General features: G+C 38.3%; 13 protein-coding genes. 8 read left to right on the top strand and 5 right to left on the bottom strand.

All coding sequences use genetic code 11. The features are described 5' to 3' along the window. Positions 1-50: 50 nt before the first annotated feature. The 4 genes from cysM to AC056_RS03115 are packed head-to-tail and all read left to right on the top strand — an operon-like array spanning position 51 to position 5,552. Positions 51-983 (top strand): cysteine synthase CysM, encoded by a 933-nt coding sequence (gene cysM / locus AC056_RS03130; RefSeq protein ID WP_068932614.1) that lies wholly within the window; start codon positions 51-53, stop codon positions 981-983. Between the two features lie 12 nt (positions 984-995). Continuing rightward, positions 996-1,814, top strand: coding sequence for a 3'-5' exonuclease (locus AC056_RS03125; protein ID WP_039251128.1), 819 nt, complete (start codon positions 996-998; stop codon positions 1,812-1,814). A 9-nt stretch (positions 1,815-1,823) separates the two neighbouring features. After that, complete coding sequence (gene rlmD, locus AC056_RS03120; protein ID WP_077162718.1) at positions 1,824-3,215, top strand: 23S rRNA (uracil(1939)-C(5))-methyltransferase RlmD; 1,392 nt, start codon at positions 1,824-1,826, stop codon at positions 3,213-3,215. A gap of 30 nt (positions 3,216-3,245) precedes the next feature. Beyond that, positions 3,246-5,552: a RelA/SpoT family protein gene (locus AC056_RS03115; protein WP_004698623.1), complete on the top strand. Its 2,307-nt coding sequence runs from the start codon at positions 3,246-3,248 to the stop codon at positions 5,550-5,552. 39 nt (positions 5,553-5,591) lie between these two features. On the opposite strand, the gene AC056_RS03110 is transcribed toward AC056_RS03115, so the two are convergent. From AC056_RS03110 to AC056_RS03090, 5 genes are all read right to left on the bottom strand, one after another. After that, positions 5,592-6,593: a CsgG/HfaB family protein gene (locus AC056_RS03110; protein ID WP_077162717.1), complete on the bottom strand. Its 1,002-nt coding sequence runs from the start codon at positions 6,591-6,593 to the stop codon at positions 5,592-5,594. 75 nt (positions 6,594-6,668) lie between these two features. Further along, a complete protein-coding gene (lpoB, locus tag AC056_RS03105) occupies positions 6,669-7,271 on the bottom strand; it encodes a penicillin-binding protein activator LpoB (protein ID WP_039251132.1) in 603 nt (200 codons plus the stop codon). An 85-nt stretch (positions 7,272-7,356) separates the two neighbouring features. Next, on the bottom strand, positions 7,357-7,767 hold the full coding sequence (locus AC056_RS03100; protein WP_004698617.1) for a YcfL family protein: 411 nt from the start codon (positions 7,765-7,767) through the stop codon (positions 7,357-7,359). Between the two features lie 19 nt (positions 7,768-7,786). Beyond that, complete coding sequence (locus AC056_RS03095; RefSeq protein WP_228144351.1) at positions 7,787-9,097, bottom strand: COG3014 family protein; 1,311 nt, start codon at positions 9,095-9,097, stop codon at positions 7,787-7,789. A gap of 458 nt (positions 9,098-9,555) precedes the next feature. Next, on the bottom strand, positions 9,556-10,329 hold the full coding sequence (locus tag AC056_RS03090) for an SDR family oxidoreductase (protein WP_077162715.1): 774 nt from the start codon (positions 10,327-10,329) through the stop codon (positions 9,556-9,558). Between the two features lie 111 nt (positions 10,330-10,440). On the opposite strand from AC056_RS03090, the gene mazG reads away from it, so the two are divergent. From mazG to folK, 4 genes are all read left to right on the top strand, one after another. Continuing rightward, positions 10,441-11,247 (top strand): nucleoside triphosphate pyrophosphohydrolase, encoded by an 807-nt coding sequence (gene mazG / locus AC056_RS03085; protein WP_077162714.1) that lies wholly within the window; start codon positions 10,441-10,443, stop codon positions 11,245-11,247. After that, complete coding sequence (locus tag AC056_RS03080; protein ID WP_077162713.1) at positions 11,216-11,626, top strand: ComEA family DNA-binding protein; 411 nt, start codon at positions 11,216-11,218, stop codon at positions 11,624-11,626. Before mazG ends, AC056_RS03080 begins: the two co-directional genes overlap by 32 nt. Before the next feature lie 125 nt (positions 11,627-11,751). Further along, on the top strand, positions 11,752-13,215 hold the full coding sequence (gene pcnB, locus AC056_RS03075; RefSeq protein WP_077162712.1) for a polynucleotide adenylyltransferase PcnB: 1,464 nt from the start codon (positions 11,752-11,754) through the stop codon (positions 13,213-13,215). Beyond that, positions 13,212-13,694, top strand: coding sequence for a 2-amino-4-hydroxy-6-hydroxymethyldihydropteridine diphosphokinase (gene folK, locus AC056_RS03070; RefSeq protein WP_077162711.1), 483 nt, complete (start codon positions 13,212-13,214; stop codon positions 13,692-13,694). The genes pcnB and folK overlap by 4 nt, the downstream gene beginning before the upstream one ends. Positions 13,695-13,698: the final 4 nt, after the last annotated feature.

The following is a 13,698-nucleotide window of genomic DNA, read 5'->3' as shown; positions in this document are numbered from 1 at the left end:
TACCGATCATTTTTTCATACAATAGTGCCACCCCGATTTAGGTGTTGATCATGAGTAATACACAACCTGATTTTTTAGCCGACGAATTTTTGTTAGATCACTATGTAGGTAAAACACCTCTAGTCCGTTTGCAGCGCTTGGCTTGTCATACGCAAGCAACGGTTTTAGCAAAATTGGAAGGTAATAATCCAGCAGGTTCTGTAAAAGATCGTCCCGCCTACAACATGATTATGCAGGCAGAAAAGCGTGGTCAAATTAAACCGGGCGATACGTTAATTGAGGCAACTAGCGGTAATACAGGTATTGCGCTGGCTATGGTTGCGGCAATGCGTGGCTATAAAATGAAACTCATTATGCCGAATAACATGAGCCAAGAACGCAAAGATGCGATGCTGGCCTATGGTGCAGAACTGATTGAAGTGACTCCCCAACAAGGTATGGAAGGCGCACGCGATTTAGCTTTGCAAATGGAAAAAGACGGCAAAGGTCATGTTCTAAATCAGTTTGGTAATCCTGATAATGTCGAGGCTCATTACCTTACGACAGGCCCTGAAATCTGGAAACAAACGGGTGGTAAAATTACTCACTTTGTAAGCTCAATGGGTACAACAGGTACCATTATGGGTGTTTCTAAGTATTTAAAAGAACAAAATCCAGACATTCAGATTGTGGGTTTACAACCATCAGACGGATCAAGCATTGCGGGTATTCGTCGTTGGCCAAAAGAATATTTACCTACAATTTTTGATAGCAGTCGTGTAGACCGAATTATTGATATTCCTCAAATTGAAGCTGAAAAAACCATGCGTAAATTAGCGCGTATGGAAGGTATTAGTGCTGGTACATCTTCAGGTGGTGCGGTTTGGGCATCAATTAAGATTGCAGAAGAAAATCCGGATGCTGTTATTGTGTGCATTATCTGTGACCGTGGCGATCGCTACTTGTCTACAGGTCTGTTCTCAGTACAGGACGATAACTCATAATTGAGAGAAAGAATGCGTTTCCCAACTTTAGTTTTTGACATTGAAACTTTAACTGATTTAAAAGCGGGAGCGCATTTATATCATCTTGATTTGCCAGAGGCAGATGTTGAACAGGCACTCACAAAAATCCGTCGCCAAGAATCAGGTATGGATTTTCAGCGTTTGCCATTGCATGAAATTGTTTGTATTTCTGGACTATGGATTGATGAATCAGGTTTTAGACTGTTTTCTTTTAGTCGAGAGCACTATTCAGAAGCTGAAATTTTACAGAAGTTTTTATCTATTTTTGATAAGCGCCACCCGACTTTAGTAAGTTGGAATGGTTCACAATTTGATTTGCCAGTTATTTTGTTCCGTGCCATGTATCATGGTCTTTCTGCGCCGGGCTTGTTTGATCAAGGTGAGCTTGATAGTCAAAAACGTTTTAATAATTACCAAAACCGTTATCACCATCGTCATATTGATTTAATGGATGTTATGGCAATGTTTAATGGTCGTAATTTCCAAAAGCTTGACGATATCGCCTGTATTTTAGGTTTGCCGGGTAAGCGTGGTGAATCGGGTTATCATGTTCCTGAATATGTTCGTAATCAACAGTGGTTAAAATTAACCAGTTATTGTGAAGGTGATGTACTCAATACATGGTTCATTTATTTGCGTTGGCTAGTACTAAAAGGCCAATTAAATGCAGATGAACATAATCACTGGATTAGTTCGAGTATTGAATATTTACAAACTATGCCTCAGCAGGCAGATTTTCTTGAAGTGTGGCAACGTACTTCGAAATACACTGAATTTACATCCCACTATTTTAATCCTTTAGATTTTTAGGTTCATTCTTTGAAACAGCAAGCCAAATCTCGCAAAGCTCAACAACCAGAATATATTTTTCAGGTTGAAACTCTTTCTCATGAGGGGCGAGGAATTGCGCACTATGGTTCTCATCCAGATCATCCGGCAGATAAGCATGGTAAAAAAGTGTTTATTCGTTATGCGTTGCCTGGAGAAATGGTAAAGGCTCAAATCACGCATGAAGCTAAACGTCTTGAAGAAGCTGAAATGATTGAGCTTTTAGCTGAACCTTCACCAAATCGTGTAGAGGCAGTTTGCCCTCATTATGGTATTTGTGGTGGTTGTAGCATGCAGCATATCCATCCAGATGAGCAAATTCGCTTAAAGCAAAATGTACTCCAATCACATTTACAACACTTTGCGGGTATTCAACCTGAACAGTGGTTAGAGCCAATTCGATCTTTACAAAGTGATTATCGTCGTCGAGCGCGTATTGGTGTGCGATATTTGCCAAAACCAGACCGTTTGATTTTAGGGTTTCGCGAGCATCATAGTAATCGCTTAACTTCTATCCATACTTGTAATGTTTTGGATAAAAAGTTATCAGATAGTCTGCCAGAGTTGCGTAATTTACTCCAAAGTCTAAAGGGCAAAGCACATATTGGTCATGTAGAATTAGCAAAAGGTGATGATGAAACGTCTTTATTGGTTCGTCATGTAGAAAAATTAAATAATTCTGATGTCAACCAATTAAGACAATTTGCGTTACACAAAGGCTGGCAATTGTATTTACAATCTAAAGGCCCTGAAAGTCTTCGTCGTATTGATGAAGAGCAAGGTGCTATGCGCTTACATTATGCTTTAAATGCATTTGAGGTAAATTTTGCTTTTTCGCCATTGGATTTTACGCAGGTCAATGCGACAGTAAATGAACAAATGGTACAATTGGCATGTGAATTGCTTCAATTACAAGACGGTGAAAGGGTGCTAGATCTGTTTTGTGGATTAGGTAATTTTTCGCTTCCACTTGCACGATGTGTTGGTGCAAATGGTCAGGTTGTTGGTGTGGAAGCTAGTGAAGAAATGGTGCAGCGAGCAGCAGACAATGCAAAATGCAATAATTTGGTGCAAGCAACCTTCTTTTCACAAGATTTAACAAAAGATTTTTCGCATCATTCTTGGGCAAATCAAGGATTTGATGCATTATTGATTGATCCTCCTCGTGCCGGTGCATATGAAATTATGCAGTATGTACCAAACTTTGGAGCAAAAAGAATCGTTTATGTATCATGTAATCCAGCAACACTAGCAAGGGATGCTGGTGTTTTGGTTCAACATGGGTACCAGTTAAAAAAAGCAGCGGTTATGGACATGTTTACGCATACAGAACATGTTGAATCAATTGCTTTATTTGAAAAAATTCAAGAGATAAACGATTAAAAACATGAGTTACATATCTAGGAGAATGGTATGGTCACAGTACGTGAACAGTTACCTGAACAACTAACTGAGTTGTCAGAGGAAACGACTGTAGAGCATGCCGCCGAAACACAAGTCGGTTTAGCCTCATGGTTGGATCGGGTTCGTGAAATATTAGATGGGGCAGAGCTTAAACAACTCGAAGAGGTTGCGCATTTAACCCTGCAAAAAGAGTTAGATTCAACGGTTAATCATCGTTCCAATACATTTGCTACTGGTGTTGGAATGGCTGATATTCTGGCGCATTTACATGTAGATGAAGATACTTTATCTGCTGCGATGCTTTATCGTAGTGTTCGTGAGGACATTACTGATATAGAAGAAGTGAGGCGCAAATTTGGTGAGCAAGTCTATAACCTTGTCAAAGGCACTTTGGCAATGGGTAAGCTTTCAGAGCTCATTGAAAAAAATAAACGACTAGAAGACCATTTTAATAATAACCAGCGGGAACATTTAAGCGGCATTTATAAAATGCTGATTTCTGTGACCGAAGATGTTCGTGTTGTTTTAATTAAGTTAGCCGAGCGTACTTATTCTTTACGAGAGCTTGCAAACTCATCACGTGAGCGTCAAGAGCGTGTCGCACGTGAAATTCTAACTATTTATTCTCCATTAGCGCACCGTTTAGGAATTGCACAGCTTAAGTGGGAACTCGAAGATTTAGCTTTCCGCTATTTGGCACCAGACCGTTATAAAGAGATTGCTTCTTTACTTAATGAAAAACGTTTAGAACGTGAACATTATATTCAGTTCGTGATTGATCGCTTAAAAAATGAGTTGGCGTCTTACGGTATTGAAGCTGAAATTACAGGTCGAGCAAAGCACATTTATTCGATTTATCGAAAAATGAAAAGTAAAAACCTGAGTTTCGATCAGCTTTATGATATTCGTGCCTTACGTGTGTTAGTGAATAGCGTACCAGAGTGTTATCACTCATTAGGTATTGTTCATCAAATTTGGCGTCATATTCCACACCAGTTTGATGACTATATTACCAACCCGAAAGCAAATGGTTATCGCTCATTACATACTGCTGTAATTGCTGAAAATAAATCTTTAGAAGTACAAATCCGTACTCATGAGATGCATGATGAAGCAGAATTAGGTGTATGTTCGCACTTTAACTATAAAGAAGGTTCAAAGAATACCGACCATTCTTTTAACCATCGTTTACATTCGCTTCGTGCTGTTTTGGAACATTACCAAGAACGTAATGAAACCACAGTACATCAAAATGAAGACGAGACAGAAGGCTTTGATCAGCTTCAAGACTTTGAAGGTTTTGAAAAGATTTATGTCTTTAGTCGTGATGGTGATATTAAAGAATTACCACGTGGTTCAACTGTTTTAGACTTTGCTTATCATGTACATACAGAGGTAGGGAATAAATGTTATGCAGCGCGTGTTAACCAGCGCTACGTGCCATTAACCTATACGCTAAAAACAGGTGAGCAGGTTGAGATTTTAACCAAGAAAGACCGTGAACCAAACCGTGACTGGTTGGTGAATTCTTTAGGTTATATCAAGACATCTCGTGCACGTGACAAGCTACGTCACTGGTTCAGGCAGCAAGATCGTAGCAAGAATCTTGAAGTCGGTCGTGAGTTGCTGAACAAAGAATTGTCTCGATTGGCGATTCACCCGAAGAGTATCGATCTCAACGACTATTCATCACATTTTAATGTGAAAACAGGCGATGATATTTTGGTTAATCTGGTTAGCGGCGATATAAGCCTACATGCCTTGATTAACCAGATTAATCGTCAAATGCATCTTGATCAGGATGAGCCTGAACTGGTACTTAAGCCAACATTAAACCCGCGTGCTAGTCATACTTTGTCTGCACATGGTATTTTGATTGATGGTTTAGACAATGTAGAGCTACATATTGCACAGTGTTGCCAACCAGTCCATGGCGAGTCAATTGCTGGCTATATCACATTGAATCGTGGCGTAAGTATTCACAAAGTTTTGTGTTCTGATTATCAACGTATGATCAAGCAAGAGCCAGAGCGTGCTGTTGAAGCTGATTGGGAAATGCAGCCAACTCGTGGTCAAAGTGTTCAAATTGTAGTTGAAGCTTATGATCGTCGTGGTTTACTCAAAGACTTAACTCAAGTGATTTTCTCTGACCAAATTAATATCCGTCAGGTAAATACAATTTCTGAGGCTGATGGTATTGCCAATATGAAGTTGCTGATTGAGGTGAAAGGTTTGGCTCAGCTTTCACGGTTGTTGGCTCGTTTAGAGCAGCAACCGGGGATTATCAGCGCACGACGCATGATTCAAGGTGTTTAATTAAATTAAAAAAGACCGTCAATTGACGGTCTTTTTTATTTACCAATGAATTGGTTTTTCGCTAGAACCAGAAGGAAGATCAGCATCTGATAAAGGAGAAGAATTTACTTGATTATCAAAACTATCTGGATTCTGAGAAAAGTTCGGTCTTAAAGATAAACCACGTAATACATCGTTAACCACTTGATCTGCAAAAATTTCTGCACTAGATGGAGGGGTTTCTTGGGTAACTAAATTACCGATATTTGTGTGAAGTGGTTGCTTGATAGAACCAGCTGCTGCAATTTTACCTGTATTTACTTCGATTACACGCCAATTGAGTTTGATCGCATCTCGTTCAGCGGAAACTGCACCGTAGAAAGATTGACCTTGTACAGTACGAGCCTCATTAATTCTACCTACAAGGATATAGTCCGCACCTACTTTTTGAGCCAATCTTGCCATTTCTGCTGGAGCACCATCCCATGCAAGGAATGCATTTTCTGTTGCCATTTCATCAACATAGTCCCGACTCACTAAGCTGAGCTGTTTTGAATTTACCATTTGTGTGCCAATGAGGTCCGCTACTTCTTGCACGAACTCATATGGATTTTCCTCTGAGGCTAAATTAAATTTTGACTCAACAACTTGAAATGGAAAAACAGCAATTCTACGTAAATGTTGATCAGCTACACTTGATTGATATTTAGCAATATAAGCTCGAACCCGGGCTTTGTAGTTTTTACCTGAACCTGAAACGCTGAGAACTTGAAAGCGATTGATAGCGCCGGATGATTCTGTTTGAACACTAAAAACAGGTGAGCTTTTACCTTGATATGACCAATGCTGATTTGTCATGACCATATTAACCTCTTCGGCCATTCCTACTTGTGGGCTGACTTTGGTTCCATTTACAGATTGGGCTGCGGTGAGTAAAGCTTCTGCAATAGCTTGTTGTTGTGTTGGTCCACTACCAGAAGCTTCTTTCATAACTTCTTGTAAAGCAGCAAAACTTGAGGTTGCAGTTAGACTTAGTAGAACTGCACAAAATATTGTTCTCATAAAAGCTCTTTTTATTCATATAGCATGGCAACAGGTAGAAAAGTGCCATGCTAGAAAGTAATTAACTAGAAATGCTTATAAGCCGAAAGTTGATTTCTTTGCAGATTTACGGATTTCTTTTTCACTGGTCCACTCCACAATACCAGTTTTTAAATTCAGTAGTTTTAAAGTAAATTTGTAGTAAACATCACTTTTTCCACCTGAATTTTTTACAATGCTAGATAAATTACCATTTAGCATATATTCAGCACCAATCTGTGAGCCAGCTTGTACAGCTGTGCGTTTATCTACCATTCCACTACGTTGTTGATAAGCCATTTGATCTGCAACAGCACCTACAGAAGTCATATCTACAAAACGGAATTTGCCAGAATTAATTAAACGGTTTTGAATGGTATCGGTAATAGATTCAGTATCGATATGTTCTTGGGATTTATTCTTGATCTTATCAACGAATAAAACTGGACGACGATTTTTCGTCATATCAATAATTGGTGGGAAAGCCAGCATGTCATCCACCATTTTTGTGGAAATTTGCTGTAAGTCTGTAGAACCAAAATCTTTAGTTAACGTTTCAACAGATTGCGCATCGCCATAACTAACACTTTGTGACGCACAGCCTGAAAAAAGTGCAGCACTGCTGATGGTCGTAATCAGTAGTAGTGATTTAAATTTCATTTAAATATCCTGTCTCTATATTTCAAACAATATTGTGAATTTTGTGCAGGGAAATTAAGGATAAAAGTTTAATTTCCCATGGGGGTTAGTCTTTTTTCATATAAATCAAAACATCAACTGCACCAGGATTAGGAGCAACCGATTGGACTGTTTTAACTTCGCGACCTTGTAATGAAATAGGTTTCCAAATAGCACCTTCTGGATTGATCTCCGTTCCTTCTGCATCAAACCATACAATTTTGTATTGGAAACTTTGCGCATAGAACCAACCATTCTTTAGGGCAAGAGATGCTCGTTTAATATCACCTAGAGTCGTCATGTTGACTCGACTAACGCCAATACGCGTAGCTAAAATAGGATTATTAGTTTGGGTGCGTACCGCACTATTACCTGTAGTAGGGTCAGTTTTTGTTTGCATAGCATTAGGAGCTGTACAACCTGTAAAAAGTACAGATGTAATTGTGAATAGACTCAAACAAATTATGGTCTTTTTCATTTTGAGAATCCTTTAATAATTAATGAGTAATGGAAAAACTATCTGTTAAAATTTCTTGATTTGCATCAATGCCATGAATAAAGACGGTTTGATTTGGTTTAACATCAATGCTGATTTCTTGAACCGTATAAGCATTTCTAAGCTGGATAGTATGTGTACCTGCGGGTAATGTGAGGCGAGCAAATTGAGCATTACCTGGTAATGTATTCCACGCACGTACATCGGCTTTTTCTGAAGCAGTGTTGTAAATATTTCCAGCAATTTGACCGATAGCGCCGAGACGATTTCCGAGTTCTTTTTGAACCATATATTTTGCTGTCGTGCGTGTAATCTGCGTAGCCATATTGGCTGCTACGTTTTCTTTTAGCGTTTTTACTGCTAAAGCACCTATATCTGTTAATGTCGATGTATTCGTCACAGATCTACCATTTACTAGAACCTGAAGACTTGCTGGACTGCTATAAGTAGAGGGGTTGTAACTAGCAAAAGAAATATTGACTAAACCATCTGGAGTTGGGAGAGCAAGAGTATTCGAGATTTTTTGCGGTACTAAACCCTGTTCTAGAAAAATAACAACGGGATACTGTCCAGATTTTTTATTAGAAGCTGAATCTAAACGTTTAACATCATTTTTAATAAATTCATTGGGTTGTAATTCATAAGCTTTTTTGAAATCGACGAGAGCATCATTTTCTTCTCCCAAAGCTTCCCAAAGTGTCGCAGCCATATAAAAGGCGTAAGCATTTTGATAGGTGTTTTTAACTTTCCCAGCAATTGTATCTAATCCAGCGAAAGCTTCATCTAGACTCTCGGAAGTATCTGTTCCAGCTTTCTGTTTAGCTTTTTCTGTTTCTTTGGTATGGGCAAGTTCAATTTCTCGTTGAATACGTTGAGCAATACGCATTTCAACTCCTGCACTCTCGGTATTATTCAGTGCTATAAAATTAATTGCCTGATAGACATGTGCTAGTACTTGTTCATACTCTGGAATTTTATAAGGAATCACACTGTCATTGCTCACAATTGAAAGAGCTTTGAATCCAAGTTCAGAGGCGCTTATTTTCGCTTTATTATTGCGCTGTTCTAATAAGACAAATGCAGCTTCAAAAGATTTTTCACTTTCTTCATATTGATGGTTTGTCTGTTGTAATCGGGCTTTTTCAAGTAAGTAAAGTGCAGCATCACTTCCTTTCGCTTTTTTATCTAAGAATTTGAGCGTTTCTTCTGTAATTGGTTGTGTGACATTTGCACGAAAATTTTGTGCGGTTTGGTTGTAGTCATCAAAAAAGCCAGCGTGTGTGATTGAAGCAAGGGGAGTGAGTAAAAAAATATTAAGAAGTGTTTTATGGAGTTTAAAATGTCCTTTTTTGGGAATAATTTTCACAAAAAACACCTATAAGTTTACAAAAATAAACGCAATATAATTTTATAAACTAACCATTTCAATCATTTTCTTTATTATTAAATTTTTATTTTTCTAATGAAATTATTTATAAAGTCTTATGGGATATAGCTTTGAGTTCTATTTTAAAAATATTTTTTAATGATTTATTTGTTTGTAAAACAAACTAAGTAAAATAATTTTATGTAAATCAAAGAAAATGAAAGTCTATTTTTTATGCATCATAATTTTAAATAATTTCATAAAGCAGAATAGTTATTAAATTCATGAAATTGTTATTTTTAATTAGTCTACTTTTTAAACATTGGAAGGTTTTTTAATTAATACAATTTATCTAAATAAATAATCTATAAAAAAGGCCGTCAATTGACGGCCTTTTTTATAAGCTACTTTCTAGATAAATAAATATTAGTTAACCGATTTAAAAACTGTGGGCTTATTGTTGAGAGTTGATAAAGTAATTTGGTTTTTATACCAACTGGCGTGTGCGTAGGTGTCCAGAAATGAGCTTTTTTCTCGACAAGTGAAAGCACCTGTTGAGCGATATCATTTGGTGTTAAGTCAACCCCCATGTTTTGAATACTGCCAGCATCCATATTATTGACCATCGCAGTTTGTACAAATAACGGCATCACATCTAAAACACGAATACCATATTTTTTCCATTCCACATCTAAACCTTCGGTAATTCCTCTAACTGCAAACTTACTGGCCGAATATGAAATGAGATCAGCTTGTCCGTAAATTGCAGAAGCTGATGAGAGGTTGATGACTCGTGCAAAAGAAGCTTGCTTTAAATAGGGCAGTGCAGCATGGCAGCCGTTGATTACGCCATTTACATTAATATTGATTGTTCTTTGGTGTGAATTGATATCGATGTGTTCAAAGGCCCCAGAATATAATATGCCTGCGTTATTCACCAAAATATTAAGCTCGCCAGCCCAGTCGGTAAATTCTTTTAATATATGTTGCCACTGGCTGTAATCACTAACATCTAAATAGCCAGCGCATGCATTAGGTCCTAACTCTGTTGCTAAGCTTTGAGCAAGTGATTCGTTAATATCATAAATGCCTACTTTATATCCTTGTTTATAAAATACTCGCGCAATTTCTGCGCCAATACCTTGAGCTGCGCCACTAATCAGGATGCTATTTTTCATCTTTTTTCTCTTTATCGTTACAATATGACGAATGATTTGCCGCTTTAATTTTGATCATAGCAAATTAAAATTTTAAATTTACTGACCGACTTTTTTAACTTGAGGGTTACCATGGATAAATTGCTTAAAATTATGCAAGAGCTACGTGAAAAATGTCCGTGGGATCAACAGCAAACCCCAATGTCATTGACTAAATATGCGATTGAAGAAGCATATGAAGTCGAAGCTGCCATTCGTCAGGGCGATATTGATGAGATTCGAAATGAGTTAGGTGATTTGTTACTACAAGTTGTATTTCAATCGCAAATGTTTAGCGAACAAGGGGCGTTTAATTTTCAAGATGTAGTTGAGGCAATTAGTGAAAAATTGATAAGACGTCATCCACATGTGTTTCAAGCTGATCAATTTAATAACTTAACACCCGAACAAGTCAGTGAGCTATGGAAACAAATTAAACATCAAGAAAAGCAAGGCAAGCCGCAATCAAGATTAGATGAAATTAAACATGGTCCTGCACTGTTTCAAGCACACGAAATTCAAAAGAATGTTGCAAAAGTCGGATTTGATTTCGAAACAGTAGAAGATGCTTATGCAAAACTAGAAGAAGAGCTCGGTGAGTTCAAAGAGGCGCTCAAAAATCAAAATATTGATGAAATTCAAGACGAATTTGGAGATTGTCTGTTTTCATTAGTCAATGTAGGACGTAAACTTAACATTTCAAGTGAAACTTCACTTTTATCAACCATACATAAATTTAGAAGTCGTTTTGCTTTTATTGAAGAGCAAGCCATAAAACAGCAAAGAACATTAGAAGACATGACTTTGTCCGAGATGGATGAATTGTGGAACCAAGCAAAACGACAATTACATTCAGGGGAAAAACGACATGCGATACAGCATGAGAATTTGGAAAAATAATTGTTTTATTTTAATGATGTTGTGCTTAGGGGTAATTTCACCTTCGGTTTTTGCTCAATCTTTTGATCAAAACTTTCAGGAATGGAAGGCTAAACAGCAGATGTACGACCAAAAGTTAAACGTCTCTAAGCCTTCTCATTCATATGGTTCTAAAAATTCTCATACTAAGAGTTCTAATGACTCTACAGGGCAAATTCACTTGAATCAGGCCACTGTAAATGAGTTTCAGCAGTTAAAAGGCGTAGGTGAGAAAAAGGCGCAAGCGATTGTAGAATATAGACAGAAGAACGGAAGTTTTAAAAATATTGACGAAATTAAAAACGTCAAAGGAATCGGCCCCGCTATTTTTGAAAAAAATAAATCGCGTTTAGCCTTATAAAAGTTCTGTTCGTCAATTATCATTTCCTGCGCAATCTAAAGAGAATCAAATTGCCCTTTGTGTGTGTTAGAGCTATGATTAGCGACAACTTGTTATTTACGTCCTGACGTAGGAGACAGCGTCTTTTGCAAACCTTGCGAGCGTCAAAATGTGGTTTGTCCACAGCCCAACTTCCTTCTTCGATTTTAGATGTGATCGATAGTCTGAACAAAGCAGGCTATGAGGCTTATATTGTTGGGGGTGGTGTCCGTGATTTAATGCTAGGACTCAATCCTAAAGATTTCGATGCAGTCACCAATGCAACACCTTCTCAAATTAAAGAAGTTTTTGGTCGTCGATGCCGAATTATTGGTCGTCGATTTGAATTGGCACATGTCTATTCAGGGCGTGAGCTAATCGAAGTTGCGACTTTCCGTGCTCCTCCTAAAAAAGCAGTCACCAATGCTTCAGGCATGATTTTGCGTGACAATAACTGGGGAACAATAGAGCAGGACTTTGCTCGACGCGATTTTTCTATCAATACGCTTTACTACCAACCACGTAAGGGTATTGTGCTCGATTTTTGTAAAGCAATTGATGATGTCAAAAATAAGACTTTACGTTTATTGGGTGATCCTGCACAACGTTTTGAAGAAGATCCGGTGCGTATGCTACGGACATTACGTTTTGCAGCGAAGCTAAATTTCAAGATTGATTCAAATATTCTCGATATTTTTGATGTTGAGATGACACAGTTACTTCGTGATGTTTCTCCGCACCGTTTATATGATGAGTCTCAGAAGCTTTTCACAATGGGTCATTTGGCACGTGTATTACCAATGCTAATTGAATTTGGCGTGTGGAAGCAGCTTTTTGCTGATATTCGTCCAGATCTGACGCCATTTATTCAACGCGCTGCAAAAAATACAGATCAACGTATTCAAATTGGTAAAACCATTAACCCAGCATTTTTCTATGCGGTTTTATTGTGGCAGCCATTTTTAGAACGCTGTGATTTTTATTTAACAAAAGGTGTGGTTCCAGCAGAAGCTCGTGCGCAGGCCGGTTTAGATGTTTTAAAACGTCAAGCCACACGTACAGTCATTCCTCGTTTTGCTGAAACTTTTATTCGTGAAGTTTGGGAAATGCAAACCCGATTGCTGAATCCAAAGCCACAGCAAATTGAAGCATTGGCAAGCCATGCGCGTTTCCGTGCAGGTTTTGACTTCTTATTACTTCGTGAAAAGTCAGGTGATGACACAACGCAAGGAATGGGGAGTTGGTGGGATGCTTACCAAGAAATGTCAAATGACGAAAAAGAAGCCGCGATTAGCCAATATAATCGTCAAAAAGCGAAAAGTCGTCGTAAGGTTGCTGCTGAACCGATTGAAAGCAACAGATTTGATGTAGAAATTGAGCCTTTGGTAGACGTTCCAGAACCTCGAAGCCGTCGTGGTAAGAAAGAACGCTCACGACAAGAGCAGTCTGTTGATCGCTTTATGGAAAAATCTTCTGCATCACAAGCTAACATGACGAGTGATCACCCAATTTTAAAGCGCAAGCGGGTACAACGTGATTTGAGCCAAGTTATTTTTGGGCCTACACAATGACAGTAACCACATATATTGGCTTAGGAAGTAACCTAGGTGACTCACGCCAGATTTTGTCTGAAGCAATAGCTAAGCTTAAATCTATTGGTGAAGTGAAGGTCTCCAAACTGTATCAAAGCCCACCCATGGGTCCTCAAGATCAACCGAACTATCTAAATGCAGTCGCTCAGCTACAAACCGAGTTACTTCCGCTTGACTTACTTGACCAGCTCCAGCGCTTTGAACAGGAAGCTGGACGTGTGAGACTACGTCATTGGGGTGAGCGAACTTTAGATCTTGATCTACTGATTTATGGCAATGAAAAAATACAAAATGAGCGCTTAACTGTGCCGCATGTAGGAATACTGCAAAGAGATTTTGTTGTGATTCCTTTATTAGATTTAGATGCTGATTTACATATTAATGATCAGCCACTTAAAAATTTAGAACTCTTACAGCAGCCGACGCTGACTGTACTTGCTGATGAGTCTTGGGCTTAAGCCT

This window comes from Acinetobacter genomosp. 33YU (assembly GCF_001990725.1).
Classification (GTDB): Bacteria; Pseudomonadota; Gammaproteobacteria; order Pseudomonadales; family Moraxellaceae; genus Acinetobacter; species Acinetobacter seifertii.
Note: the sequence above shows the minus strand (reverse complement) of the source record. Positions and strands in the feature narration are given on the sequence as shown.